Consider the following 25698-nt stretch of genomic DNA (forward strand, 5'->3'; position numbering starts at 1 on the left):
CCGTCGACCGACGGCGTCGTTCCCCGTCCCGACCGGGCGCGGGCGCCGGATCAGGCCGCGAGCGCGGCCACGAGGCGTTCCGGGGTGCGGGACGAGGTCAGCCAGTAGGGTGTGCGGTCCTCGGGGTCCGTGACCTCGATGCGCACCACGGGGGAGATCCACCCCCTGATGCAGAGGTACGCGAGCCCGTTCAGGCCCGGGCCCCGCTGGTGGGTCGCGTCGTCGCCGCCGAACCACTCCACCGAGCCCAGGTACTTCCGCTCGATGCTCGCGCGCCCGACGGTCAGCGTCGTCCCGGTGACGGCGATACGCGGTGTCGACAGGATCAGCAGGGTGAACACGATGACGGCGACGACGAGCGCCGCACCGTAGCCGAATCCCATCGAGATGGGAGCGAACATCACGATCACGGCCGAGGAGAATCCCGCGGCGATCAGCCAGATCCAGGGTGAGGGCCAGAGGCGCTCCTCGTACAGGACGGCCTCGTCGGATGTGTTGCGGGGTGCTTCCCCTGGCGCGCTGGACATGGAACCAGCATTCCATCATTTGGCGGCGGTCTCATCCCGGCCGGGCCGCAGGAGCGGCGGGTGGGGCACGGTCCCTCCCTCCCGGACGGGGGCCGGGACGTCCCCGCCCTCGTCCGGGAGGAGCCACCGTCGGTGTGGCCCGGGCCTGTCGGGTAGGGCACCGGCAAAGGCGCTAAAGTGGGACGCTGGTAACCGGATAGCTTGCGTGGGAGATGCGGTCAATGGGTACACAGCAGGACCTCCGGGTCCAGATCTTGATGCTCGACGACGGCCTCGAGCCGCCCGCCTACGCCACCGACGGCGATGCGGGCGCGGACCTGCGCACCGCCGTCGACGTCGTCCTCGAGCCCGGTGCGCGGGCGCTCGTCCCCACGGGAGTGGCCCTGGCGCTTCCCCGCGGGTACGCCGGGCTCGTCCATCCGCGGTCCGGACTCGCTGCACGCCACGGCCTGACCATCGTCAACGCGCCGGGCACCATCGACGCGGGCTACCGCGGGGAGATCAAGGTCTGCCTGCTCAACACGGACCGGTCCGAGGCGGTGCGGCTTTCCCGCGGTGACCGGATCGCGCAGCTGGTCATCCAGCGGGTCGAGCACGCGGTCTTCGCCGTGGTCGACGAGTTGCCCGACAGCGTGCGGGGCACGGGCGGTTTCGGGTCCACCGGCGGCTTCGGTGCCCTCGACGCGACACCCGCGGACCTCCGCTCCGCGGCCGGCGGCTGACGCCTCCCGCAGGCGTCCGCCGCGTCGCACGGAACATCGCACCCCCACGAGAACCTCATCAGGAAAGGACCCCGGACATGGCTTTTGGGCGCCTCAGGAAGAAGAAGCAGGACGACGCCGCCGACGCGCCGCTGACGCAGGAGCCGGCGGCGGACGCCGTCGACGACGCGCCGGTACCGGCGGACACACCGGCAGCAGCCCCGGACGAGGCCGGAGTCCCCCTCGAACCGGCCGCACCCGCCGGCCACCTGGCGAGTGCCGACTACGACCGCGCCGCCCAGGGTCCGTTCGACGCCTCTGAGCAGGACACCGACCACGGCTACATCGACCTCGGTGCCCTTCGCATCAATGCCGCCGAAGGACTCCAGCTGCGCCTCGAGGTGGAGGAGCGGAGCAAGCGGGTCATCGCGGTGACGCTGGACCTGGCCGGATCCACGCTGCAGCTCCAGGCCTTCGCCGCGCCCAAGACGGAGGGGCTCTGGGACGAGATCAGGGAGCAGATCGGGACCTCCGTCGGCTCCCAGGGCGGAACCGTCGAGGAGCGCCCGGGACGCCTCGGTACGGAGCTGCTCGCCAAGCTGCCGGCACAGACGCCCGACGGGCAGGCCGGCGTCCGCGTCGCCCGCTTCGTGGGGATCAACGGACCCCGCTGGTTCCTCCGCGGTGTCTTCGGCGGTCCCGCGGCCCTGAACCCGAGCGCCGCGGCGCCCATCGAGAAGCTGTTCCGCAGCGTCGTCGTGGTTCGTGGCGACCACCCCCTGCCGCCCCGGGAGCTGTTGCAGCTCCGGCTGCCGAAGGACGCCGCAGCCGGCCCGCCGGCTGCTCCGGCTGCCGCCCGCCCGGACCTGAACCCGCTGGAGCGCGGGCCCGAGATCACCGAGACCCGCTAGCCGACGTGCCATCCCGGCAGTACTCACCAGGCCCGGCCGGTTCGTCCATGCCGACGGGCGGGCCCGCGGGTACGTCCGGTGTGCCCGCAGCGCTGCCGGAACGCGGCAGGATCAAGGCACGGGGCGTGATCGACCGGATCACCATCGCGCCGGTGACCGCATCGCCGTCGTTCACCGTCCTGGCGCGGATCGACTGGAACGGCGCCCGGGAGGACGTGCGCATCGTCTGGATGGGCCAGCGCCGCATCCCCGGCATGGAGGCAGGGGTAGCGTTGCGCTTCGAGGGCATGCTGAGCCGGGTCGACGGCCTGCCCACCGTGTACAACCCCCGCTACGAGATCATCGGCCGCCCCGAGGAGTCCTGAATGAGCCACCCCACGAACGAGCCCGGCGCGTCCTCGGAGCCTTCCGGCGCCGATGGACGCCCGGCCTCCCGCCCCGACCCGCAGCAGGCCGGGCCCACGGCGGCCGACCTGGCCACGCAGTACGCAGCCAGGTCCGGGGTGAAGCGCAACCACTCCGGCCAGATCGACGTCCTGTCCTCGATCGGTGGCGTGCAGGGACTCGCCGAAAGCATCGCGCCGGGCCTGGTCTTCACCGTCCTCTTCACGATCACCACCGACCTCCCGGTCTCGCTCGTCGCGGCGCTGGCGGTCTCCGCCGTCTTCACCGGGATCCGGCTCGTCTCGCGCACGCCCGTCACGCAGGCCCTCGCCGGACTCGTGGGCGTCGCCTTCTGCGCCTTCGTCGCCCTGCGCACGGGCAACGCGGAGGACTTCTTCCTCCCCGGGTTCTTCATCAACGGTGCCTACATCCTCGCGATGGCCGCGTCGGTGGTCCTCCGCTGGCCGTTCGCAGGACTCCTGTTCGGTCTCCTCCGCAACGAGGGTATCGAGTGGCGGAAGGATCCCGTCCGCGTCCGCGCGTACTCCCTCGCCACCTGGATCATCGTCTCGGTGCTGGCGCTGCGCCTCGTGGTGCAGGTGCCGCTCTACCTGACGGAGAACGTGGCGGCGCTGGGTTCCATGCGCGTGGCCATGGGCCTGCCGCTGTATGCCCTCGGGCTGTGGCTGGCATGGGTCGTCTCCCGGCCGCGCCCGGCCGACTCCGACTCCGACTCCGACTCGGGCATCGTCCCCGGCATGTAGCCGGGCACCCCTCGTCGTCGTCCTCGCGGCGACCGTCGCGGATCCCCTTCTTCAAGCCCGATCGGCCCAGCAGCATTCCTTGCGGAGCCGGATTCGGCAGGCCTACGATGCTGGCACTCTGGGGGTCGGTCGAACGGCGCCCGGCCCTCCATCCAGTGCCACAGGATCGCGAAGATGCGTCGAACAGGTGTCGAAGAGGAATTCCTGATCGTCGACGGCGTCGACGGACACCCCGTCGCGCTGGGCGACGTGCTGGAGCGCCTCGGCGGAGCCGACGGCCTCAGCAGTGAGATGAAGCAGGAACAGATCGAGACCTGCACCCCTCCGCGGATCGGCCTCGCCGAACTGTCCCGTGACATCACCGCACAGCGCATTCGAGCGGACGCCACGGCCCGCTCGGTCGGTGCCCGGGCCGTCGCCCTCGCCACATCACCACTTCCGGCGACGAGCACGACGACACCTGGCCTGCGCTACCAGCGGATGGTGGAGCGGTTCGGCCTCACCGCGGTGGAGCAGCTGACCTGTGGTTGCCATGTCCACGTGGAAGTGGTGTCGGACGAGGAGGGCGTCGCCGTCCTCGACCGGATCCGGATCTGGCTCCCGGTGCTGGCCGCCATCACGTCCAATTCCCCCTTCTGGAACGCCACGGACACCGGCTATGCGAGCTACCGCTCCCAGGCCTGGAACCGCTGGCCCACCGTCGGTCCCTGCGAGATCTTCGGGTCCGCCCAGGCCTATCGCGCCCAGGTGCGGGAGATCCTCCGGTCCGGGGTCCCCCTCGACGAGGGGCAGATCTACTTCGACGCCCGGCTGAGCCACCGCCATCCCACGGTGGAGGTCCGGGTGGGCGACGTCTGCCTGCAGGCCGACGACGCCGTTCTCCTCGCGGCCCTGGTGCGGGGCCTCGTGGAGACGGCAGCGCGGCAGTGGCGCGCCGGCGTGGCACCCGTACCGGCCCCCGCCGTGCAGCTCCGGCTCGCCTGCTGGCAGGCCAGCAGGTTCGGGCTCGACGACCGGCTGATGCACCCGCTGTCCGGCGAGCCGCGCGGCGCGTTCGAGGTGGTCATGGCCCTGCTCGACCACCTCCAGCCGGTCCTGGAGGACCAGGGCGAACTCGGCACCGTGGAGTTCCTGCTGTTCCAGCTCCTGGCGCGGGGGACCGGTGCCGCCCGTCAGCGGACCGCCTACGCGAGGGCCGGCAGCCTCGGGGACGTCATCGCCGACGCGGTGGTGGCCGGCGCCCTGCCGGCCACCCCGCTGCAGGATCCGGCCCCCTCGGCCCTGCTCAGCAGCAACCAGGAGTCGTGACGATCGACGCCGAGCACCAGGAACCCGATCGGTACGGCTACACGCCGCCCGCGTACCGGCAGGGCCGAGTCGGGGCGGGCCAGGCGTTCTTCCCGACCTGCGGCAGCTCCCGCCGCCCTGGTGGTGAGTCCCACCCCGCACGGCACGTGCGCGGACCTCGACGCGATCGTGGAGATCTTCCCCCCCCCCCCGGCGGGCCCGCGCAGCTAGCTCCCGGCCCCGTCGCTCCGCGCCGAGAGCGCGACGCGCAGTTCGTCCTCCGCCGCGATCGCCGCGAGGAAGAACATCTCGTCGCCGCCCTCGACGACGTCGTCGGGGCTCGGGGTGATGGGGGAGTCGTCCCGCAGCAGGGCCACCACGGCGCAGTCCGCCGGCAGCTCGATGGAGCCGACCGTCCCGCCGACGAGCGGGGAGTCCTGAGGGACTGTGAACTCGACGATCGAGGACACGCCGGTCTGGAGCGTCAGCAGGCGGACCAGATCGCCGATCTCGACGGCTTCCTCCACGAGGGCCGTCATGAGGCGCGGGGTGTTGACGGCGACGTCCACACCCCACGAGTCGTCGAACATCCAGTCGTTCTTCGGGTTGTTCACGCGCCCCACGGTGCGGCCCACACCGAATTCGCTCTTCGCGAGCAGCGACACCACGAGGTTGACCTTGTCGTCACCGGTGGCGGACACCACGACATCGGCCTCCTCCAGGCGGGCATCCTTGAGCGTCGTCAGTTCACACGCATCACCGATCAGCCACTTGGCTCCCTTGAGCCCGCTGCGGCCGATCACCTCCGGCTTCTCGTCGATGAGCAGGATCTCGTGCTTGTTGCCCAGCAGCTCCCGTGCGATGGACGAGCCGACACTCCCGGCCCCGGCGATGACGACCCTCATGAGAGATCCTCCTGCGGTGCGGCCGCGAGGATGCGACCGATCTCGTCCGTCGCCGTCGTCTGCATCATGGCGTGCAGGATATCCCCTTGCTGGTAGTTGGTCTCGGCGGTCGGCAGGATCCCCTCCCCGAATCGGGTGAGGTACGCGACCCGGACTCCGCTCGCGGACTCGATACTGCGCAGGGACCGGCCCAGCCAGGCATCGCTCAACGCGAGCTCGGCGAGGATCAGCCGGCCGGAGGTCTCCCGGAAATCGCCGTTGATGGTCTGTTCCGGCAGGATGCGACGCAGCACCTGGTCGGCGCTCCAGCGCACCGCGGCGACCGTGGGGATCCCGAGCCGCTGGTAGATCTCGGCGCGCCCCGGGTCGTAGATACGGGCGACGACGTGGGGCACGTGGAACGTCTCCCTGGCGACCCGGGTCGCGAGGATGTTGGAGTTGTCGCCGCTCGAGACGGCGGCGAAGGCGTAGGCATCCTCGATCTCCGCGTACTTGAGGGTCTCCCGGTCGAACCCGACACCCGTGACCTTGCGCCCGCCGAAGGACGACCGCAGGCGGCGGAAGGCGCGGTCGTCCTGGTCGATGATCGCCACCGAGTGACCGGATTCGTCGAGCGTATGGGCGAGGCTGACGCCTACCCTGCCGCATCCCATGATCACAAAATGAGCCACCGGGGGCACCCCTGATTCTTGGTGTAGATCCTGCCGTTCCCTGCCGTACCAGCATCAAGCCTAGTGGCTTGGTCCCGGCGCCGACGCGCTAGTCTGTGGGCTGTGCTGACTTTTCTCGAGGCCGTCAAGCGGGTGCTGGTGGGCAAGCCCTTCGCCAGCGACAGGCTGAGGAACAGGAGCCTGCCGAAGCGCCTCGCCATGCCCGTCTTCTCGGCGAGTGCGCTGTCCTCGGTGGCCTACGCCCCGGACGAGATCCTGCTGACGCTCGCGCTCGCGGGTGTGGCGTCCGTGGCCGTCTCGCCGTGGGTCGGCCTCGCCGTCATCGCCGTCCTGCTCGTCGTCGTCGCCTCCTACCGCCAGGCGGTGCACGCATATCCCTCGGGCGGCGGCGACTACGAGATCGCCAAGCGGAACATCGGACCCCGCGCCGGCACCACCGTGGCGTCCGCGCTGATGATCGACTACCTGCTCACCGTGGCCGTGTCGGTCTCCGCCGCAGCACAGTACGTCGTCTCCCTCGCGCCCGGCCTCGAGGGTGGACGCGTGGTCCTCGCCGTCGTCGGCGTCGCGGTGCTCGTGCTGCTGAACCTGCGGGGCATCACGCGCGGTATCCGCGCCCGCGCCGTCATCACCTACGCCTTCCTCGCCGGGATCCTCGCGCTGTGTGCCACCGGCATCGGCCAGGCGGTCACGGGGACGCTCGCGCAGGCGCCCAGCGCGCGGTTCGAGATCGTCCCGGACGCCGCCCTCGACGCCGGCCTCGTGGGGCTGGCCGGCGCGCTCCTGATCCTCCGGGCGTTCTCCGCAGGTGCTGCGGCCCTCACGGGCCTCGAAGGGCCGGGTGCCAACGTGCCGCGCTTCGAGGCCCCGCACAGCCGCAACGCGGCGACGACGCTCGTGATCCTCGGCGTCGTCGCCTCGGGGATGCTCGCCGGCGTCCTCTACCTCGCGAACGCCACCCGCGTGCACGTGGTCCAGGACCCGCAGGCCCAGCTGCTGCTCGACGGCGCGCCCGTCCCGGACGACTACATCCAGGCGCCCGTGGTCAGCCAGCTGGCGAGGACCGTCTTCGACGCCGGGTCTCCCGCCTTCTACGCGGTCGTGGCGGCGACCGCCCTGATCCTGCTCCTCGCGGCCCACGCCGCCTTCAACGCATTCCCCGTCCTCGCGTCCATCCTCGCGACGGACGGCTACCTGCCGCGCCAGCTGCGCACCCGCGGGGACAGGCTGACGTTCAGCAACGGGATCCTCGCCCTCGGGCTGGGGGCCATCGTCCTGATCCTCGTGTTCCGGGCCGACGTCACGGCGCTGGTGCAGCTGTACATCGTGGGGGTGTTCGTCTCCTTCACGGGTGGCCAGCTGGGCCTCATCCGGCACTGGAACAGGACCCTCCGCAGCACGGTGGGCAAGCAGGAGCGGTGGAGGATCCACAAGTCCCGTGCCATCAACTCCCTCGGCTTCGGGCTCACCGCCGCGGTCCTCGCCGTCATCCTCGTCACCAAGTTCGAGTACGGCGCATGGATCGCGGTGCTCGCCATGGCGATCCTGTTCGCGGTGATGCGCAGCATCAAGAAGCACTACGACGCCGTCGCCGAGGAACTCGCGATCGACGACGCGGTCCGCCTGCGGGCCCTGCCCTCACGCGTGCACGCCGTGATCCTCGTCTCACACGTCCGGAAGCCGGTGCTGCGCGCCCTCGCCTTCGCCCGGGCGTCGCGTCCGTCGCGCCTGGATGCCATCACGGTCGACGTCGATCCCGAGCAGACCCGCCGAACCCTCGCCGACTGGGAGAAGTACGAGATCCCGGTGCCGATCACAGTCCTCGCCTCGCCCTACCGGGACACCATCACACCGATCCTCGAGTACATCAGGACGATGCGCCGGGACTCGCCCCGCGACCTGATCGTGGTCTACATCCCCGAGTACGTGGTGGGAAAGTGGTGGGAGCAGCTGGTCCACAACCAGACCGCCCTCCGCATCAAGGCACGGCTGCACTTCGTGCCCGGCGTGATGGTCGCCAGCGTGCCGTGGCAGCTCGCGTCCTCCGACGCGGCCCAGATCTACCAGGACCTGAAGTAGGAAGACACCATGACCGACGCCGTACCAGCCGCCGACCCCACCGAGAACCTGGACCGGGCAGCAGGCTCCGCCGCCGGCACGTCCGAGCTGACCATCGAACGGCCCGCCCACGGCGGGCACTTCGTGGCCCGGCACGAAGGCCGCGTGGTCTTCGTCCGCCACGCCCTGCCGGAGGAAGTGGTCCGCGTGCGGTTCACCGACACCGACGAGGCCGCGAGCTTCTGGCGGGCGGATGTCGTCGAGGTGATCGAGCCCTCCCCGCACCGCGTGACCCATCCCTGGCCCCTGGCGGACGCCCTCACGGCCGCCGCGAAGGGACGCTCCGCCGTCGGTGGCGCCGAATTCGGCCATATCGCCCTCGACGAGCAGCGCCGGCTCAAGGGTGCCATCGTCGAGGAGCAGCTGGTCCGCCTCGCGAAGACCGACCGGGCGGTGACGGTCGAGGCAGCGCCGGGGGAGGCACCCGACGGCCTGGCCTGGCGCACGCGCGCGGCTTTCGCCGTGGATTCGGCCGGCCGTCTCGCCATGCACCTGCACCGTTCCCACGGCGTCGTCCCCGTCCGGGAGATGCCGCTGGCCGTCGCGGCCGTCAACGACCTGCGGCTGTGGGCGCTGGACCTCAGCGGCATCGCGAGGGTGGACGTCGCCGTCCCGTCGGGCGGGGGTGAGCCGCTCGTGCTGCTCGTCCCCGCGGCGGGCACGTCCCCGCGGCGCGTCGCCTCGGTGGCCTCGTCCGTCCACGGCGCCTCCGTGGGCGTCCTCGATCCCGCGTCGGGGCAGGTCGAGCGGCTGAAGGGGAGGACGTGGCTGCAGGAGAGCGTCCTCGGCATCGACTACCGGATCACGGGAGCCGGTTTCTGGCAGATCCACCGGGGTGCTCCCGAGGCGCTCGTGTCCGCGGTGCTCGACGGGCTGCAGCCGGCGCCGGGTGAACGCATCGCCGACCTCTACGCTGGCGCGGGTCTGTTCACCGTGCCACTCGCCCGCGCCGTCGGGCCGGAGGGTTCGGTGCTGTCGGTCGAGGGTGCGCCCGGGACGAGCCGCGATGCGCGGCGCAACCTGCACGGCCAGGACCACGTGTCGATCGTGCAGGGGCGGGTGGACGCCGTGCTCGGCCGCTGGAGCGAACCGCTCGACGCCGTCCTGCTCGACCCGCCGCGGGCGGGGGCCGGCAGGAAGGTGGTCCGGCAGATCGTGCAGGCCCGCCCGCGCGTCGTCGGCTACGTGTCCTGCGACCCGGCGTCGTTCGCCCGCGACCTCGGCTACTTCCTCGCCGCGGGCTGGTCGCTCGACTCCCTGCGCGTCTTCGACCTCTACCCGCACACGCACCACATGGAATCCTTCGCGCGGCTCCTGCCGCCACCGGCCTGACGACGGAGGGCTCGGGCGAGCCGGGCGGACGATCGAGGCACCCCGCCGGACACCCGGACGTTAGAGTTAAGGTCAATCGAGGGCGATCCCTCGCCACGCCGAACGAACCGAGGAGGCGCCGATGGGACTCTTGGAGACGATCCACGGCCCACAGGACCTGAGCAAGCTCAGCGACACGCAACTGTCAGCGCTCGCCGAGGAGATCCGTACCTTTTTGGTCAGCAACGTCTCGCGGACCGGAGGACACCTGGGGCCCAACCTCGGGGTCGTCGAGCTGACCCTCGGCATCCACCGCGTCTTCGACTCACCGCGGGACAGCATCATCTTCGACACCGGCCACCAGTCCTACGTGCACAAGCTCGTGACCGGGCGGCAGGATTTCAGCACCCTGCGCCAGCAGGGCGGCCTGTCCGGTTACCCGTCGCGCGCGGAGTCCGTGCACGACGTCGTCGAGAGCTCCCATGCCTCGTCCTCGCTCTCCTGGGCCGACGGCATCTCCCGGGCCCGGGTCCTCAACGGCGAGGGCGACCGCTACGCCGTCGTCCTCGTGGGCGACGGTGCGCTCACCGGCGGCATGGCCTGGGAGGCGATCAACAACATCGCCGCGGACAAGCGGCGCAGGGTCGTGATCGTCGTCAACGACAACGGCCGTTCCTACGCGCCCACGATCGGCGGTGTGGCCGACTATCTCGCCTCGCTGCGTCCCACCCTCGATTCCGTGCGCACCCACCGCGTCTACGAGCGCACCCTCGACTGGGTGAAGACCCGCATGCAGAACGGCGGCACGGTCGGCGCGTTCAGCTACAAGAGCCTCCACGCCATGAAGAAGGGCATCAAGGACTGGTGGGCACCCCAGGGCCTGTTCGAGGACCTCGGCATGAAGTACGTCGGCCCCGTGGACGGCCACGACCAGGCCGCCGTCGAACAGGCACTGCACCTCGCGAAGAACTACGAGGGGCCCGTGATCGTGCACGCCATCACGGAGAAGGGCCACGGGTACGCCCCGGCCCGGGCCCACGAGGCCGACCAGTTCCACGCCGTCGGCATCATCGACCCCGAGACGGGCGAACCGGTGGACGCCGCGGGCCAGCAGTCCTGGACCTCGGTCTTCGCGAACGAGATCGCCGACATCGCCGACGAGCGGCCGGACATCGTCGGCATCACCGGCGCCATGCTCATCCCCGTCGGACTGCACCGTTTCGCCGCCCGGCACCCGGACCGCGTGTTCGACGTCGGCATCGCCGAGCAGCACGCCGTGGCCAGCGCGGCCGGGATGGCCTTCGGCGGCCTGCACCCTGTCATCGCCCTCTACGCGACCTTCCTGAACCGCGCGTTCGACCAGCTCCTGATGGACGTGGCCCTGCATCGGGCCGGGGTGACGATCGTCCTGGACCGCTCGGGCGTCACGGGGCCCGACGGCGCGAGCCATCACGGGATGTGGGATCTCGCCCTGCTCCAGGCCGTCCCGGGCCTGCACCTCGCCGCCCCCCGCGATGCCACGCGGCTGCGCGAGGAACTGCGCGAGGCCGTCGCCATCTCGGACGCCCCGAGCGTGGTCCGCTACTCGAAGGGATCCGTCGGCGCGGAGGTGGAGGCGATCGAACGCCTGCACGACGGCGTCGACGTGCTGTCCCGCCGGCCCGCCGGCTCCCGCGCCAACGACGTCCTGATCGTCAGCGTCGGGGCCATGAGCGAGCTCGCGCTCGACGTGTCGAACAGGCTCGGCGCGCAGGGCATCAGCTCCACCATGATCGATCCCCGCTGGCTCCTGCCGGTGCGCCGCTCGGTGATCGACCTCGCAGCCGAGCACCGCATCGTGATCGTCATCGAGGACGGTGTCCGTGCGGGTGGCGTGGGATCGAGGATCCGCCAGGAGATGCGGTCCGCGGGCGTGGACACCGCGCTCAACGAGGTGGGACTCCCCGTCGAGTTCCTCGACCACGGCTCCCGGAACCAGGTCCTCGAGCGCGTCGGCCTCACCGCCCAGCAGATCACGCACGACGTCGTCGCGCAGGTCCTGGGTACGAAGGTGCCGGTCGCGAGGCCGCTCGCCGACGACGCATCGCCGGTCACAGGGCAGTTCCCGAAGCACTGATCCCTGCGGGAAGCGGTGGATCGCCGCTTCCCGCAGCACGCCACCGCCCGAACCCCGCGGGGGAGGCATCCGCGAACGCGACGACGGCGGACACGGCCGGCATCCGACGACGGCGGACGCCGATGAACGGCCCCGGAACGCCGAACCGCTCGCCCGGAGCACGATGGACCGGCTCCTGTCCGCGAGTGCAGCCCGCACTATCGGTCCCTTTCCGGAACCGGTGTGAGACAATGGCGATGGCTGGTGGGGGAACCACATTCCCACGCCGGTCCGGTGACAGGCTTCCGTTCCGTGAGCGATGCTTCCGTCCTATCGACTCCGCCCCATCGGCGGACGTAGGCGGAATCCGCTGGCGGGACCCACCGTCCACACGGGCGGCTGAGTTGGAAAAGCGCCACTGGCCTCCGAGTGATTCCGCACCCCCATGACGGTGTGACCTCGGACGGCATGACAACGACTTCCGGTCAGCCGCCGGGCGAAGGGCCCGCGGCCGGCCGACATACCGCCCTGGAGGGCGCTGGAATGTGGACGGTGCCGCAGGGGTTTGGAGCGAGCACGCATGGATCAGTCAGAGCAGCAGGGAAACGAACAGGCAGTGACGGAAGCACCCGCTACCGCGCCGGAATCCCAGGAGCAGGCCGCACCGGCGAGGGCGCCGCGGAAGCGCCGCACCGCGAGTGCCCCCGAGGGAGCACCACCCAAGGCACCGGAGGCGTCCCCCGAGGAGGAAGCCGCCGCCCCCGTCCGCAAGCGGGCCACCCGGGCGCGCAAGCCCGTCGTGGTGACGGACGAGACCGAGGCGGACGCCGTGGCCGTACCCGCCGGCGACGGAGCAGCATCGCCGGCCTCCGACGCCCCTGCAGCGACGGCCACCGCTCGGGCCCCCCGCACCCGCCGACGCGCCGCGACCGCTGAAGCCGGCCCAGCCCGTCCCGTCGAGCAGCCCGCAGCCGATGCTGCACCCGCCGCGTCACCCGCGCCCGCAGCCGACGCCGCAACCGCTGCCTCACCCGTCGACGCGCCCGACGCAGTCGGAGCGGACGCCGCCTCGATTCCCGCCGTTCCGGCCGAGGAGAAGCCCGCACGGGCGCGCCGTACCTCGACGAGGACGCGCAGCCGCAGGGCGTCGGAGCCCGCGCAGTCGGACGACGCCGCAGTGGCGGAACCCGTAGCAGACGGCACTCCCGCAGCAGCCGACACTCCCGCAGGGCGCCCGGACGCCGCCTCGGAGTCCCGGCAGTCCGCGCAGCCCCAGGACGGAGCCGCGCAGGGCGACATCACGCAGGTCGATGCCGGCCAGGAGGACACGCCGTCGGACGAGAACCGGTTCGATCCCTTCGCGGTCCCCGAGTCGCCGCTGTCGCTGCTGTTCCACGCACCGGATCTCAGCACCGTCACCGTGCCGTCCGTGAAGGTGGCGCCGCCGCAGGAGGACACGGACGAGGAGGAGTCGGACGAGTCCGGTCGTCGCTCGCGTCGCAGCCGTCGGAGTCGCACGCGCAGCCGCAGCGATGCCGGCCAGGCCGACGCCGGAACCGACGACGGCCAGACAGAGGGTCCTGAGGACACCAACGGACGGTCCCCGGCGAACGGCCCCGAGGAGGGCGCGGGCGTCACGTCGCGCCGTCGTCGTCGTCGCCGCCGTGGAGACCAGGACCTCGAGCTGACCGGCGGCGAGGACGACGATCCGCCCAACACCGTCACGCGCGTGCGGGCTCCCCGCCAGTCCAGCGAGCCCGTCTCGGACCGTGTGACCAGCGTCCGCGGCTCCACCCGGCTGGAGGCCAAGAAGCAGCGCCGCCGCGAGTCCCGTGACACGGGCCGCCGCCGCCAGGTCATCACCGAGGCCGAGTTCCTCGCCCGCCGCGAATCCGTGGACCGCCAGATGATCGTCCGCCAGCGCGATGACAGGATCCAGATCGGCGTCCTCGAGGACGGCATCCTCGCGGAGCACTTCGTGTCCAGGACGCAGCAGGACTCGCTGATCGGCAACGTGTACGTCGGCAAGGTGCAGAACGTGCTGCCGAGCATGGAGGCGGCGTTCGTCGACATCGGACGCGGCCGCAACGCCGTCCTGTACGCCGGAGAGGTCAACTGGGACGCGGCCGGCCTCGACGGCCAGCCGCGCCGCATCGAACTCGCGCTGAAGTCGGGCGATCCCGTCCTCGTGCAGGTCACGAAGGACCCGGTGGGCCACAAGGGTGCGAGGCTCACGAGCCAGATCTCCCTGCCCGGCCGATACCTCGTGTACGTGCCCGGCGGCTCCATGACCGGTATCTCCCGCAAGCTGCCCGACGTCGAGCGCAACCGCCTCAAGCGGATCCTCAAGGACCGCCTGCCCGAGAACGCCGGCGTGATCGTCCGGACGGCGGCGGAGGGTGCCAGCGAGGAGGAGCTGACGCACGACATCAACCGCCTCCGTGCCCAGTGGGAGGAGATCGAGCGCAAGGCCGGCTCGACCAAGACCCTGGCGCCCGAACTCCTCTACGGCGAGCCCGACCTCACCATCAAGGTGGTCCGCGACGTCTTCAACGAGGACTTCTCCAAGCTCGTCGTCTCCGGCGAGGAGGCCTGGGACACCATCGAGGCCTACGTCATGTACGTGGCGCCGGACCTCGTCGGCAGGCTCGAGAAGTGGACGGGCGACGAGGACATCTTCGCCGCCTCGCGCATCGACGAGCAGATCTCGAAGGCCCTGGAGCGCAAGGTGTTCCTGCCGTCGGGCGGCTCGCTCGTGATCGACCGCACCGAGGCCATGACCGTGGTCGACGTCAACACGGGCAAGTTCACCGGCAGCGGCGGCAACCTCGAGGAGACCGTCACGAAGAATAACCTCGAGGCGGCCGAGGAGGTCGTGCGCCAGCTGCGGCTCCGCGACATCGGCGGGATCATCGTGATCGACTTCATCGACATGGTGCTCGAGGCGAACCGCGACCTCGTGCTGCGCCGTCTCGTCGAATGCCTCGGCCGTGACAGGACCAAGCACCAGGTCGCCGAGGTGACCTCGCTGGGGCTCGTCCAGATGACGCGCAAGCGCATGGGCACGGGCCTGCTCGAGGTCTTCGGCGAGGACTGCGAGCACTGTGCGGGCCGCGGCGTCGTCACCCACATGGAGCCCGTGGAGCACCGCCGTTCCGTGCCTGCGCCCGACAACCAGCAGCAGCTGCGCCAGGACAAGCCGTCCCGGAGCGAGCGCAAGCGCAACCGGGGACGCGGCAACCAGCAGGACGAGGGCATCGCACTGCCCCCGGCCCCCGTGGCCGAGACCCCTGACCGCGCGGCGAAGGCCGAAGCGGCCCGGGCCGCGCTCGCCAGCATCGCGGCCGCCACGCACCACGCCCACGAGGAGCACGCGGAGCAGGCCCCTGCCGACGCCGACGTCCAGGTCACGGAAGCCGTGCTGACGATCAACGGCGAGACGGTGACACTGCCACGGGCGGAGAGCCGTCGGCCGGCCGTCGAGGAGGCCCAGGAGGCGCCCGCGACGCGCCTGACGCTGGACAGCCTGAGCGAGGCCTTCAACCGCCGGCCCGCCGATGTGGACGTCCCGGCCGTCGACGTCGCGCCCGTTGGCGACGGCGCCGCGGCAGACGGCGACCGCGAGGAGGCCGCCGAGGTCCGGGCGGTCCCCGCGACCAGCGCCGCACCTCCCGTCGTCGTTCCCGCGCCCGAGGCGCCGGCGCGCCGGTCCCGGCCGCGACGCCGGGTCGCCCGCAGCGCGCAGGGTGCTGCGGACACCACGATCGAGACCCAGGGTGCCGAGACCGCCGCCGAGCCCTCCGGGACGCGGCACGTCGCGAAGGCCGGGCCGATCGCGCGGAAGCCGGAGCTATCCGGTGCGGAGCCGCTGATCTTCGGCGTCGGCGTGCCGGCGTCGGAGCTGTAGCAGCTCCACGCACGACGGATCGGCAGGCACGCGAAGGCCGGAGTCCCCAGGGGCTCCGGCCTTCGCGTGTCCCGTCCATGGGCGCCCGGCTGCTATAGGCTGGTCGGTGACACGGGGTGCCCTGCCGGATGCAGGGCTGAGATCACACCCGTCGAACCTGATCTAGTGGGCCTCGCGCCCGTGCCTAGCGGAGGGATGTCAGTCATGGACACTGCCCGAACAGCGTGCGATCCGATCTCCGGGATCCCCAACATCCTGAGCATCGCCGGCTCGGATCCGAGCGGCGGCGCCGGGATCCAGGCGGACATCAAGAGCATCAGCGCCACGGGCGGGTACGCGATGGCCGTGGTGACCGCCCTGACGGCGCAGAACACCCGCGGCGTGACCGCGGTGCACATCCCGCCCACGGATTTCCTCCGGCAGCAACTCGACGCCATCGCCGAGGACGTGCGCATCGACGCCGTGAAGATCGGGATGCTCGGTTCCGCCGCCGTGGCGCGCTGCGTCGGCGCATGGCTCGACCACGCCCGCCCGCCGGTCGTCGTGCTCGATCCGGTCATGGTCGCCACCAGCGGTGCGCGGCTGCTCGACGACGACGCGGTACGCGCCGTCGTCGACCTCGCCCGGCGTGCGTCGCTGGTGACCCCGAACATCGCGGAGCTCGCCGTCCTCGTCGGAGCGGACCCTGCCGCCTCCTGGTCCGCAGCACTCGAGCAGGGGAGGGTCCTCGCGGTCCGGCTCGGCACCCGGGTGCTGGTGAAGGGCGGGCACCTGCCCGGCGAACGATGCCCGGACGCCCTCGTCCCCGCCCCGCAGGACGCAACGGGCGGCCCGGACACCGTGGTCCTCGACGGCTGCCGGGTGCCGACCGAGAACACGCACGGTACGGGCTGCTCGCTGTCGTCCGCGATCGCCACGCGGGTCGCCGTGACCGGCGACTGGCCCACGGCGGTGCGGGAGGCGAAGTCCTGGCTCGAAGGGGCACTGCAGGGCGCCGACCTGCTGGACGTGGGAGCAGGCAGCGGACCGGTGCACCACTTCCACGCCGGACCTGATCCTCGCGCGCACCAGCGCTTCACGGAGCTCGCCTGGCGCGACATCGGGGAACTGCGCAGGAACCTCCTGGAGCTGCCCTTCCTCACCGCGCTGACGGAGGGGGACCTTCCCGCGACCGACTTCGCCTACTACCTGCAGCAGGACGCGCTGTACCTCCGCGACTACTCCGCCGTCCTGGCCCGTGCCGCCGCCATGGCGCCGGCCGAGGACGAGCAGCTGTTCTGGCTGACCGCGGCGACGTCGTGCCTGCAGACCGAGGCGGAGCTGCACCGGACCTGGCTGTCGGGGAAGACCGGCATCCGGGCAGGGGAGGGCGATGCGGGTCCCGTCACCCGCGCCTACTGCGACCACCTCCGGGCCGTCGCCGGGCGGGGATCGTACGCGGAACTCGTCGCCGCCGTCCTGCCGTGCTTCTGGCTCTACGCAGCGGTCGGCGACCACGTGCAGGAGAGGGTGCAGGAGAGACCGCAGGGAGGACCCGGAGGCCACGGCCCGTCCGGCACGCATCCCTACGCCGCATGGATTGCGACCTACGCCGACCCCGGCTTCGCGGAGGCCACCGCGCGCGCCAAGCAGATCGCCGACGGCGCGCACCGACGGGCGTCCCCGGTCGAACGCACGGCGATGCTTGCGGCGTTCCGCTGGTCCGCCGCCTATGAACGGGACTTCTTCGACGCCCCGAGGGCCCGCGCTGCCGCGCGCCGAGCGCCCGCTGATTTGCGGGAGGGCGCTGTACTGGCGTAATCTGAACCCTCGGTGCACTTGCCTGTCAACCGGCATGTCCGGCGGCAACTGCGCAGGATTCGCAGACTGGGATGTCCAGCAGACACGAGCGGCCTCCGGGCGGCGACGTCGAAGGCACCAGTGCGGGTCCCGCACGACGAGCAACCCCAGGATTGCCGCCGAGGCGCACCCAGGTTTTTTCATCAGAAGTCAAGATTGTCGAGAGAAGTGAGTTCCCAAGTGGTGTACGCGATTGTCCGCGCAGGCGGCCGCCAAGAAAAGGTTTCTGTAGGAGACCTCGTTACCCTTGACCGCGTCACCGGTCAGGCAGGAAGCACGTTCAAGCTTCCCGCCCTCCTTCTGGTAGACGGCGCCAAGATCACCTCCGCAGCGGAGGACCTCGCGAAGGTCACCGTCACTGCCGAGATCGTCGAGAATCTTCGTGGACCGAAGATTGTCATCCAGAAGTTCAAGAACAAGACCGGCTACAAGAAGCGCCAGGGTCACCGTTCGGAACTGACCCGCGTCAAAATCACAGGCATCGCGTAGTCCCTTCGGGCTACCGATCGGTCACGTAGACACTTCAGCGAAGGCAGGCATAACTCATGGCACATAAGAAGGGCGCAAGCTCCACTCGCAACGGCCGCGACTCGAACGCACAGTTCCTCGGCGTCAAGCGCTTCGGCGGCCAGGTCGTCAAGGCCGGCGAGATCATCGTCCGCCAGCGCGGCACCCACTTCCACCCGGGCGCCAATGTCGGCCGCGGCGGCGACGACACCCTGTTCGCACTCGAGGCAGGTGCCGTGGAATTCGGTACCCGTCGTGGACGCAAGGTCGTCAACATCGTGGGCGCGGCAGCAGAGTAGTCTCTGCCAGCACACGGTGCACCAAGCATTCGGGTGGGGTGAGCCTCTATGGCTCGCCCCACCTTCTTTTAAGCCGACCCGACTCGGCACAGTGAAGCATTTGTAGAAGGAGACCGACGTGGCGAGTTTCGTTGACCGCGTAGTCCTGCACGTATCCGGAGGCACCGGCGGCCACGGCTGCGTCTCTGTCCACCGCGAGAAGTTCAAGCCCCTCGGCGGGCCCGACGGCGGTAACGGCGGCGACGGCGGCAACGTCATCCTCCGCGTCGACCACCAGACCACCACGCTCCTCGACTACCACCACGCCCCCCACCGGCATGCCACGAACGGCGGCAACGGGATGGGTGACTGGCGCGGCGGCAAGAACGGGGAGACCCTCGTGCTGCCGGTGCCGGACGGCACCGTGGTCAAGTCGAAGGACGGCGAGGTCCTCGCCGACCTCGTCGGTGAAGGCACCGAGTTCGTCGCGGCGGCCGGCGGCCAGGGCGGCCTCGGCAATGCCGCGCTGTCCTCGCAGAAGCGCAAGGCCCCGGGGTTCGCGCTGCTCGGCATCCCCGGTGACGAGCGGGATGTCGTCCTCGAGCTCAAGTCCATCGCGGACATCGCCCTCGTAGGCTTCCCCTCCGCCGGAAAGTCCAGCCTGATCGCCGCGATGTCGGCGGCCCGCCCGAAGATCGCCGACTACCCCTTCACCACGCTCGTGCCGAACCTGGGCGTCGTCGAAGCGGGTTCCACGCGCTTCACCATCGCGGACGTCCCCGGCCTGATCGAGGGTGCGAGCGAGGGCAAGGGCCTCGGCCACCACTTCCTGCGCCACGTGGAGCGCTGCGCCGCCCTCGTGCACGTGCTGGACTGCGCCGCCCTCGAGACGGACCGCGATCCGCTGAAGGACCTCGGCATCATCGAGCGTGAGCTCGAGAAGTACTCGGTGGACATGAGCTACGCAGGGCCCGACGGCGACGTCGTCCCCCTCAACGAGCGCCCGCGCCTCGTCGCCCTCAACAAGGTGGACGTGCCGGACGGACGGGACATGGCGGACTTCGTCCGTCCCGAGCTCGAGGAGCGCGGCTATCGCGTCTTCGAGGTGTCCGCGTCGAGCCACGAGGGACTGCGCCAGCTCGGGTTCGCCATGGCGGAGATCGTCGAGAACGCGCGCAGGACCGTTGCCGCCGCACCTCCGAAGGTCGCGCCGCCCGTGCTGCGCCCCCGAGGCGTCAACGCCGCACCGTTCCGGATCCGCCTCGAGGAGAAGGACGCCCTTCCCCTCTTCCGCGTGCTCGGCGAGAAGCCCGAACGCTGGGTCAAGCAGACCGACTTCACCAACGACGAGGCCGTCGGCTACCTCGCGGACCGCCTGGCCAAGGTCGGTGTCGAGGAGGAGCTGTTCAAGGTCGGCGCCAAGCCCGGCGACACCGTGGTGATCGGCGAGGGCGACGGCGTCGTCTTCGACTGGGAGCCCACGATGATGGGCGGCGCCGAGCTGCTCGCCGGACCGCGCGGTTCCGACCTGCGCCTGGCCGAGTACGTCCGGCCGACGCGCGAGCAGAAGCGTGAGGAGTACCAGGAGCGCAAGGAGGCGAAGGCTGCCGCCCGGGCCGATCTCGAGGCGGACCGCAAGGCCGGCATCTGGACCGAATCGGTGCAGAAGCGGACGCGGCCTGCCCCTGCGCCGCAGGAAGCGGACGGCGAGTCCGAGGGCTAGCCGTGGGCCTGGACACGTCACTGCATCCGCTGGCCTCCCGGGCGGGACTACCGTCCGCGCGGAGGATCGTCGTCAAGGTCGGTTCGTCGTCCCTGACGTCCGTCTCGGGCGGCATCTCCGGCGAGGCACTCGTGGGCCTCGCCGATGTCCTCGCCGCGCGGCGCACCGCGGGGACCGAGGTGATCCTCGTGTCCTCCGGTGCGATCGCGGCAGGTCTGGCGCCGCTGGGTCTCGCCCGGCGTCCCGCGCAGCTGTCCACGCAGCAGGCCGCAGCGAGCGTCGGCCAGGGCCTGCTGATGGCGCAGTACTCGCAGGCCTTCGCCGCGCACGGCGTGACGGTGAGCCAGATCCTGCTGACCGCGGACGACCTGATCCGGCGGTCCCACTACGCCAACGCGCACCGGGCGATGGAGCGGCTCCTGAACTTCGGCGTCGTGCCGATCGTCAACGAGAACGACACCGTGGCCAGCCATGAGATCCGCTTCGGGGACAACGACCGCCTGGCCGCCCTCGTCGCCCACCTCGTCAAGGCGGAGGCACTGGTGCTCCTCAGCGACGTCGATGCGCTCTACGACGGCCCACCGAGCGAGGGTGCCCTGCGCATCCCGCTCGTGGAGTCGCCGGCCGACCTGGACGGTGTCACGATCGGGCGTGCAGGCAAGGCGGGCGTCGGCACGGGCGGCATGGTCACGAAGGTCGAGGCCGCCACCATCGCGGCGGCCTCCGGCATCCCCGCGCTCGTGACGTCCACAGCGAATGCCGCCGCTGCGCTGCGCGGCGAGGACGTGGGCACCTGGTTCACGGCGACCGGCAAGCGGCAGCCCATCCGCCTGCTCTGGCTGGCCCACCTCGCGAGGGTCCTCGGCACCCTCGTGCTCGACGACGGCGCCGTCCGCGCCGTGGGGGAGCGGCGGCGGTCCCTCCTCCCCGCGGGAGTGGTCGGCGTCTCCGGCGTCTTCGAGGCCGGTGACCCCGTGCAGCTCGTGAGCAGCGACGGGACCGTGGTGGCGCGCGGACTCGTCAACTACAGCTCGTCCGAGCTGCCGCGCATGCTCGGACGCTCCACGCATGATCTCGCGGAGGAGCTGGGCGCCGAGTACGAGCGTTCCGTGGTGCACGTGAACGACCTCGTGGTGCTGCGGCCTGCCGCCGCGTCATAACCCGACCTCCGGGCGTCCTCCGAACCGGCTCCTCGCTAGACTGCTGGGATGACCGATCTGCAGGCTGAGCCCACGACCGCCCGGACCGACGACACGCCGTCGCTCACCCCGGAACAGCTCACCGCGGCGGTCCACGCGATCACGGACCGGGCCAGGACCGCCTCGAGGATCCTCGGCCGGGCGAACCGCGCCCGCAAGGACCGCGTGCTGCTGGCGATCGCCGACGCGCTGGTCGCCCGGCGGGACCTCGTGCTGGCCGCCAACCGGGCCGACGTCGAGCGCGGCCGTGCCGCCGGGACCTCCGACTACCTGCTGGACCGGCTGAGCCTGGACCCGGAGCGCATCGGCCGGCTCGCGGATGCACTCGCCCAGCTGGCCGCCCTTCCTGATCCCGTCGGGACCGCCGTGCGTGCGGAGACGCTGCCCAACGGGCTCCGGATGCGGCAGGTCCGGGTGCCCCTCGGCGTGGTCGCGGCGATCTACGAGGCCCGCCCGAATGTCACGGTCGACATCGCCGGCCTGGCCCTGAAGAGCGGGAATGCCGTGATCCTCCGCGGGGGCAGCGCGGCCGCCGCCACGAACGCGGCGCTCGTTGGCGTCATCCGGGACACCCTCGAGGACCACGGGCTGCCCGACGACGCCGTCCTGACCATCGACGAGTTCGGGCGGGAGGGCGCCCGCGTGCTCATGGAGGCCCGCGGACGCGTGGACGTGCTGATCCCGCGCGGCGGACGCGAGCTCATCCAGTCCGTCGTCACGAACGCCCGGGTCCCCGTGATCGAGACCGGCGAGGGCAACGTGCACATCCTCCTCGACGAGAGCGCCGACGAGGAGATGGCCGTCGACATCCTGCTCAATGCCAAGACGCAGCGCCCCAGCGTCTGCAACACGGTCGAGACCCTCCTCGTGCACAGCCGCTCCGGAGCCGCTCCTGCAGTCCTCGCCGCCCTCTCGCGCGCCGGGGTGACGCTCCACGTCGACGACCGCTCGCGTGCGTTCCTGCCCGAGGGGACGGCTGCTCCGTCGGCGACCGACGACGACTGGAACCGCGAATACATGCAGCTCGACCTCGCAGTCCGCACCGTGGACAGCGTCGACGAGGCGCTGCAGCACATCCGACGCTGGAGCACCGGGCACAGCGAGGCCATCATCACCAACAGCCTCGCGTCCTCCGAGGAGTTCGTGGCCGGCGTGGACTCCGCCGCCGTGCTGGTCAACGCATCGACACGGTTCGTCGACGGCGGCGAACTGGGCCTCGGGGCCGAGGTCGGCATCTCCACGCAGAAGATGCACGCGAGGGGACCGATGGGGCTGGCCGAGCTCACGACGACCAAGTGGATCGTGCAGGGCGAGGGGCACGTCCGGCGCTGACGGACCTCCCGTCGGCGGAGCCCCGTGCCCCGTTGCGCGTACCATTGGAGGAAATGCCCACGCCGGACCGGAACCACCGGCAGAACCTGACCCGACAGAGGAACCACGATGCTCTACTCCCTCGGCAGCGCACTGCTGGCGAACGAAGCCATGGAAACCCACTCCGAGCTGCCGATGCCGGCGATCGCGTACGGATTGATCGCCATGGGTGTCCTGCTCACCCTGATGATCGTGACGATCTCCTTCTCCAACGTGCGCAACCGCCACGAGGCCGTCGAAGAGCACATCGACCCGCACAAGCAGCACGCGAACAACCACGATCACGGCGAAGCGAACCGGCACTAGCAGTCCTGGTGGCAGAGGGTATCGAGCGGGACGTCATGGGTGGCCTCCGGCAGCGGCATCGTGATGGTTCGCCGTGGCGCCTCGGCGTCATGGGCGGCACCTTCGATCCGATCCACCACGGTCACCTCGTGGCCGCCAGCGAGGTCGCATCGGTCTTCGATCTGGACGAGGTGGTCTTCGTCCCGACGGGCCAGCCCTGGCAGAAGGCCGACAAGGACGTCACGGCGGCCGAGCACCGGTACCTGATGACCGTGATCGCCACGGCGTCGAACCCCAGCTTCACGGTGAGCCGCGTGGACATCGACCGGCCGGGCCCCACCTTCACGATCGACACGCTGCGCGACCTGAAGGTCGAACGGCCGGATGCGCAACTGTTCTTCATCACCGGCGCGGATGCCATGGCCCAGATCCTCACGTGGAAGAACGCCGAGGAACTCTGGTCCCTGGCGCACTTCATCGGGGTGACGCGGCCAGGGCACGAGCTGAACGGCCGCGGGCGCGACGTGAGCCTCCTGGAAGTGCCGGCCATGGCGATCTCCAGCACCGATTGCAGGCGCCGTGTGGGCGAGGGCAAGCCGGTCTGGTACCTGGTGCCCGACGGCGTCGTGCAGTACATCGCCAAGCACCGGCTCTACCGGCGCGACATCCGGCAGGAGGGCGCACCGTCCTCGGGCGTCGAGGGCGAGAAACAACCGACTGGATGAATCAGCGATGAGCAAGGCAGAGGACGCCGTACGGACGGCCGGGTCGCAGGGAACCGACCGTCCAGCGCCAGGAGCGCAGGAGTCGGAGATCTCCGCACGGAACCGGGAAGCGCTGGGGGCCCTGCGCGCCTTGGCCGAGCACCAGGCCGCCCTGCTCGAGGGTGTGCGTGTCGAACTACCGACCCGCAGGCAACTGAGGCTGCTGCGGTCGCAGGGCAGGGCTGTCGCCCCCACCGCCGACGGCGTGTCGGCGGTCGCCGTCGACCCGTCGGTCCGGCTGGACGCGGCGGGCCCTGCCGTCGGCTATGGTGCGTCCCTGGCCGTGCGCTCCACCGAACCGTTGCCGGGCGGGCGCAGGGACCGCCGTCGGCAGCAGCAGGCACAGGCGGACGACGGCGCGCGGCGACCCCTCGCCGATACGGCCTCCCGGGGGACGGATACGCGCCGCGTCGAGGACATGAGCATCGAGGAGGCCCTCGCCAGGCGCAACGCGCTGATCGAGGACGCCGCCGCGCACGCGGCCGGCCTGCAGGCCGCGGCCACCGACGACCCGTTCTCCGTGGACCCCGCGATGCTGGCACGCCAGCAGGCGCTGGCCGAGCGGGCGGCTGCCCTCAACGCCCGCGCCCGTAATATCCAGGAGGTCGCGGCGCAGGGTCCGCCGCAGCCGTCCGTCCCCCATGATCCGACCGCGGCACACAACCTCTCGTTCGTCGCGCCACCCGAGTTCGTCCGGCTTCCGGGCGGCACGCGATCCGTCCTGCGGGCGCCGTCGACCTCGCTGATACCGGTGGTCATCCCACGTCCCGAGCGGAACCCCGCCACGGGCGAGGGCGTGTCTGCAAGCTCTTTAGACGGCGGCCCGACGGAACCGATCGGGGCCCGGAGCGCGTTCGGCCTGGAGCCACTCGACGCCATGACCGCCGGCCTCGGACGGCTGCGCCGGCTGCGCTATATCCAGTATTCGTTGCTCGGGGTGGGCGCAGCAGCGCTCGTAACCGGGATAATAATGACCGTCAGCTCCCTCAATGGGTGAAACCGCTGGCACCACACAAGGAGATCAGTGAGCGCTACCGAACAGTCCATCGGCATTGCCCGCACCGCGGCGCACGCCGCGGCGGACAAGATCGCCCAGGATATCGTCGCCCTCGACGTCAGCGACAGGCTGGCGATCACGGACGTCTTCGTCATCGCGTCCGCGCCGAGTGAGCGGCAGGTCAATGCCATCGTCGACGGCATCGAGGAGGAACTGTCCAAGCAGGGCCTGAAGCCCGTGCGGCGTGAGGGGCGCAGTGAGGGCCGCTGGGTCCTCCTCGACTACGCCGAGGTGATCGTCCACGTCCAGCACGAGGAGGACCGGGTGTTCTACGCCCTGGACCGGCTCTGGAAGGACTGCCCGTCCGTGGACCTCCAGCTCGAGGGTGAGCTGCAGACCTCACCACAGGTCGTAGCAGCCGACGACGCCGCGGAGTGACGCGGAACCCCCACACCCATCCGGCGGCCCGGCGGATCATCTTCTGGCGCCACGGGCGCACGGAGTGGAACCGGTCCGGATTGTTCCAGGGCCAGGAGGACATCGACCTCGACGACACGGGTCGTGAGCAGGCTGCGCGCGCCGCAGAGGTCCTCGTCACGCGGCAGCCCTCGATGATCATCTCGTCCGACCTGCGGCGCGCGGCCGACACCGCCGCCGCACTGGCCGGTCTCAGCAGCATGGACGTCTCCTACGACGTGCGGCTGCGTGAGACCGACGCCGGCGAGTGGCAGGGACTGTCCTTCGCCGCCATCAACGAGCAGTTCGCGGACGACAACGCCGCCTGGCGCGGGGGAGACCCCGAAGTGCGGGCCGGTGGTGCGGAGAACCGGATCGAGGTGGGACAGCGCATGCTCGCCGCGGTGACGGATGCCGTCGCCAGCATCGCGCCGTCGGAGACCCTCGTGGTCGTCAGCCACGGTGGAGCGATCAGGGCAGCCCTGGCCGCCCTGATGGGGCTGCCCCCGGAGCGCTGGGGTGCCCTTGCGGGACTCTCGAACTGCCACTGGTCGGAGGTGCACGAGGTTGTCGGCAGATCCGGAGCGCTGTTCTCGTGGCAGTTGACCGAGCACAACGTGGGTCTGGGGTCGCTTCCCGTGGAGCCCCTGGAGGGCTGAGATGCCCGAACGGCCGATTTGGCGAAGTCGCGAGAATTT

The 25698-nt window shown here is 70.9% G+C and carries 23 protein-coding genes and 1 riboswitch; of the genes, 20 read left to right on the forward strand and 3 right to left on the reverse strand.

What is annotated here, in order from left to right:
- Nucleotides 1–50 precede the first annotated feature (50 nt).
- The gene (locus AC0Z9V_RS00550; RefSeq protein ID WP_133081707.1) at nucleotides 51–527 is read right to left on the reverse strand and encodes a DUF3093 domain-containing protein; all 477 of its coding nucleotides are present in this window, start codon (nucleotides 525–527) and stop codon (nucleotides 51–53) included.
- A gap of 212 nt (nucleotides 528–739) precedes the next feature.
- On the opposite strand from AC0Z9V_RS00550, the gene dut reads away from it, so the two are divergent.
- From dut to AC0Z9V_RS00575, 5 genes are all read left to right on the forward strand, one after another.
- Entirely contained in the window at nucleotides 740–1249 is a 510-nt protein-coding gene (dut, locus tag AC0Z9V_RS00555) for a dUTP diphosphatase (protein ID WP_133081708.1), read from the forward strand.
- 77 nt (nucleotides 1250–1326) lie between these two features.
- On the forward strand, nucleotides 1327–2139 hold the full coding sequence (locus AC0Z9V_RS00560) for a DUF3710 domain-containing protein (RefSeq protein ID WP_485140390.1): 813 nt from the start codon (nucleotides 1327–1329) through the stop codon (nucleotides 2137–2139).
- 125 nt (nucleotides 2140–2264) lie between these two features.
- Nucleotides 2265–2504, forward strand: a complete 240-nt coding sequence (locus AC0Z9V_RS00565) for a hypothetical protein (RefSeq protein WP_244186211.1) — start codon at nucleotides 2265–2267, stop codon at nucleotides 2502–2504.
- On the forward strand, nucleotides 2505–3287 hold the full coding sequence (locus AC0Z9V_RS00570) for a DUF3159 domain-containing protein (protein ID WP_485140391.1): 783 nt from the start codon (nucleotides 2505–2507) through the stop codon (nucleotides 3285–3287).
- A 174-nt stretch (nucleotides 3288–3461) separates the two neighbouring features.
- Nucleotides 3462–4595 (forward strand): glutamate--cysteine ligase, encoded by a 1134-nt coding sequence (locus AC0Z9V_RS00575; protein ID WP_133081712.1) that lies wholly within the window; start codon nucleotides 3462–3464, stop codon nucleotides 4593–4595.
- 206 nt (nucleotides 4596–4801) lie between these two features.
- Here AC0Z9V_RS00575 and AC0Z9V_RS00580 read toward each other — a convergent pair whose 3' ends face one another.
- Entirely contained in the window at nucleotides 4802–5479 is a 678-nt protein-coding gene (locus tag AC0Z9V_RS00580; RefSeq protein WP_133081713.1) for a potassium channel family protein, read from the reverse strand.
- Nucleotides 5476–6150 (reverse strand): potassium channel family protein, encoded by a 675-nt coding sequence (locus tag AC0Z9V_RS00585; protein WP_133081714.1) that lies wholly within the window; start codon nucleotides 6148–6150, stop codon nucleotides 5476–5478. Before AC0Z9V_RS00585 ends, AC0Z9V_RS00580 begins: the two co-directional genes overlap by 4 nt.
- Nucleotides 6151–6252: 102 nt before the next feature.
- Here AC0Z9V_RS00585 and AC0Z9V_RS00590 point away from each other — a divergent pair, with 102 nt between their 5' ends.
- The 15 genes from AC0Z9V_RS00590 (at nucleotide 6253) to AC0Z9V_RS00660 (ending at nucleotide 25659) form a co-directional block, all read left to right on the forward strand.
- The gene (locus AC0Z9V_RS00590; RefSeq protein ID WP_485140392.1) at nucleotides 6253–8229 is read left to right on the forward strand and encodes an APC family permease; all 1977 of its coding nucleotides are present in this window, start codon (nucleotides 6253–6255) and stop codon (nucleotides 8227–8229) included.
- 9 nt (nucleotides 8230–8238) lie between these two features.
- A complete protein-coding gene (locus tag AC0Z9V_RS00595) occupies nucleotides 8239–9600 on the forward strand; it encodes a class I SAM-dependent RNA methyltransferase (RefSeq protein ID WP_485140393.1) in 1362 nt (453 codons plus the stop codon).
- Nucleotides 9601–9721: 121 nt separating this feature from the next.
- Nucleotides 9722–11695: a 1-deoxy-D-xylulose-5-phosphate synthase gene (gene dxs, locus AC0Z9V_RS00600; protein WP_485140394.1), complete on the forward strand. Its 1974-nt coding sequence runs from the start codon at nucleotides 9722–9724 to the stop codon at nucleotides 11693–11695.
- Nucleotides 11696–12254: 559 nt separating this feature from the next.
- Nucleotides 12255–15581: an Rne/Rng family ribonuclease gene (locus tag AC0Z9V_RS00605; protein WP_485140395.1), complete on the forward strand. Its 3327-nt coding sequence runs from the start codon at nucleotides 12255–12257 to the stop codon at nucleotides 15579–15581.
- Nucleotides 15582–15683: 102 nt separating this feature from the next.
- Nucleotides 15684–15794: riboswitch (TPP riboswitch) on the forward strand.
- Nucleotides 15786–17381, forward strand: coding sequence for a bifunctional hydroxymethylpyrimidine kinase/phosphomethylpyrimidine kinase (thiD, locus tag AC0Z9V_RS00610; protein ID WP_485140396.1), 1596 nt, complete (start codon nucleotides 15786–15788; stop codon nucleotides 17379–17381). It overlaps the preceding riboswitch by 9 nt.
- A gap of 219 nt (nucleotides 17382–17600) precedes the next feature.
- On the forward strand, nucleotides 17601–17909 hold the full coding sequence (gene rplU / locus AC0Z9V_RS00615; RefSeq protein ID WP_087073581.1) for a 50S ribosomal protein L21: 309 nt from the start codon (nucleotides 17601–17603) through the stop codon (nucleotides 17907–17909).
- A gap of 56 nt (nucleotides 17910–17965) precedes the next feature.
- Nucleotides 17966–18226, forward strand: a complete 261-nt coding sequence (gene rpmA / locus AC0Z9V_RS00620) for a 50S ribosomal protein L27 (RefSeq protein WP_087073579.1) — start codon at nucleotides 17966–17968, stop codon at nucleotides 18224–18226.
- Nucleotides 18227–18344: 118 nt separating this feature from the next.
- Nucleotides 18345–19928: a GTPase ObgE gene (gene obgE, locus AC0Z9V_RS00625; RefSeq protein ID WP_485140397.1), complete on the forward strand. Its 1584-nt coding sequence runs from the start codon at nucleotides 18345–18347 to the stop codon at nucleotides 19926–19928.
- Between the two features lie 2 nt (nucleotides 19929–19930).
- Nucleotides 19931–21088 (forward strand): glutamate 5-kinase, encoded by a 1158-nt coding sequence (proB, locus tag AC0Z9V_RS00630; protein WP_459289751.1) that lies wholly within the window; start codon nucleotides 19931–19933, stop codon nucleotides 21086–21088.
- A 48-nt stretch (nucleotides 21089–21136) separates the two neighbouring features.
- Nucleotides 21137–22459 (forward strand): glutamate-5-semialdehyde dehydrogenase, encoded by a 1323-nt coding sequence (locus tag AC0Z9V_RS00635; RefSeq protein WP_485140398.1) that lies wholly within the window; start codon nucleotides 21137–21139, stop codon nucleotides 22457–22459.
- A 108-nt stretch (nucleotides 22460–22567) separates the two neighbouring features.
- On the forward strand, nucleotides 22568–22804 hold the full coding sequence (locus tag AC0Z9V_RS00640; RefSeq protein ID WP_459267711.1) for a hypothetical protein: 237 nt from the start codon (nucleotides 22568–22570) through the stop codon (nucleotides 22802–22804).
- A 35-nt stretch (nucleotides 22805–22839) separates the two neighbouring features.
- Entirely contained in the window at nucleotides 22840–23508 is a 669-nt protein-coding gene (nadD, locus tag AC0Z9V_RS00645; protein WP_279628611.1) for a nicotinate-nucleotide adenylyltransferase, read from the forward strand.
- A 7-nt stretch (nucleotides 23509–23515) separates the two neighbouring features.
- Nucleotides 23516–24544 carry a hypothetical protein gene (locus AC0Z9V_RS00650; protein ID WP_485140399.1) on the forward strand — a complete coding sequence of 343 codons (1029 nt, stop codon included), beginning with the start codon at nucleotides 23516–23518 and terminating at the stop codon, nucleotides 24542–24544.
- 27 nt (nucleotides 24545–24571) lie between these two features.
- Entirely contained in the window at nucleotides 24572–24982 is a 411-nt protein-coding gene (gene rsfS, locus AC0Z9V_RS00655) for a ribosome silencing factor (protein WP_133081723.1), read from the forward strand.
- Nucleotides 24979–25659, forward strand: a complete 681-nt coding sequence (locus AC0Z9V_RS00660; protein ID WP_485140400.1) for a histidine phosphatase family protein — start codon at nucleotides 24979–24981, stop codon at nucleotides 25657–25659. The genes rsfS and AC0Z9V_RS00660 overlap by 4 nt, the downstream gene beginning before the upstream one ends.
- Nucleotides 25660–25698 lie beyond the last annotated feature (39 nt).

It is taken from the genome of Arthrobacter sp. UYP4, from assembly GCF_057291175.1.

What these genes read in the sequence shown, in the direction of transcription:
- AC0Z9V_RS00550 (WP_133081707.1), bottom strand. Translation starts at nt 527, where the DNA reads ATGTCCAGCGCGCCAGGGGAAGCACCCCGCAACACATCCGACGAGGCC.
- dut (WP_133081708.1), top strand. Translation starts at nt 740, where the DNA reads ATGCGGTCAATGGGTACACAGCAGGACCTCCGGGTCCAGATCTTGATG.
- AC0Z9V_RS00560 (WP_485140390.1), top strand. Translation starts at nt 1,327, where the DNA reads ATGGCTTTTGGGCGCCTCAGGAAGAAGAAGCAGGACGACGCCGCCGAC.
- AC0Z9V_RS00570 (WP_485140391.1), top strand. Translation starts at nt 2,505, where the DNA reads ATGAGCCACCCCACGAACGAGCCCGGCGCGTCCTCGGAGCCTTCCGGC.
- AC0Z9V_RS00575 (WP_133081712.1), top strand. Translation starts at nt 3,462, where the DNA reads ATGCGTCGAACAGGTGTCGAAGAGGAATTCCTGATCGTCGACGGCGTC.
- AC0Z9V_RS00580 (WP_133081713.1), bottom strand. Translation starts at nt 5,479, where the DNA reads ATGAGGGTCGTCATCGCCGGGGCCGGGAGTGTCGGCTCGTCCATCGCA.
- AC0Z9V_RS00595 (WP_485140393.1), top strand. Translation starts at nt 8,239, where the DNA reads ATGACCGACGCCGTACCAGCCGCCGACCCCACCGAGAACCTGGACCGG.
- dxs (WP_485140394.1), top strand. Translation starts at nt 9,722, where the DNA reads ATGGGACTCTTGGAGACGATCCACGGCCCACAGGACCTGAGCAAGCTC.
- AC0Z9V_RS00605 (WP_485140395.1), top strand. Translation starts at nt 12,255, where the DNA reads ATGGATCAGTCAGAGCAGCAGGGAAACGAACAGGCAGTGACGGAAGCA.
- thiD (WP_485140396.1), top strand. Translation starts at nt 15,786, where the DNA reads ATGGACACTGCCCGAACAGCGTGCGATCCGATCTCCGGGATCCCCAAC.
- rpmA (WP_087073579.1), top strand. Translation starts at nt 17,966, where the DNA reads ATGGCACATAAGAAGGGCGCAAGCTCCACTCGCAACGGCCGCGACTCG.
- AC0Z9V_RS00635 (WP_485140398.1), top strand. Translation starts at nt 21,137, where the DNA reads ATGACCGATCTGCAGGCTGAGCCCACGACCGCCCGGACCGACGACACG.
- AC0Z9V_RS00640 (WP_459267711.1), top strand. Translation starts at nt 22,568, where the DNA reads ATGCTCTACTCCCTCGGCAGCGCACTGCTGGCGAACGAAGCCATGGAA.
- nadD (WP_279628611.1), top strand. Translation starts at nt 22,840, where the DNA reads ATGGGTGGCCTCCGGCAGCGGCATCGTGATGGTTCGCCGTGGCGCCTC.
- AC0Z9V_RS00650 (WP_485140399.1), top strand. Translation starts at nt 23,516, where the DNA reads ATGAGCAAGGCAGAGGACGCCGTACGGACGGCCGGGTCGCAGGGAACC.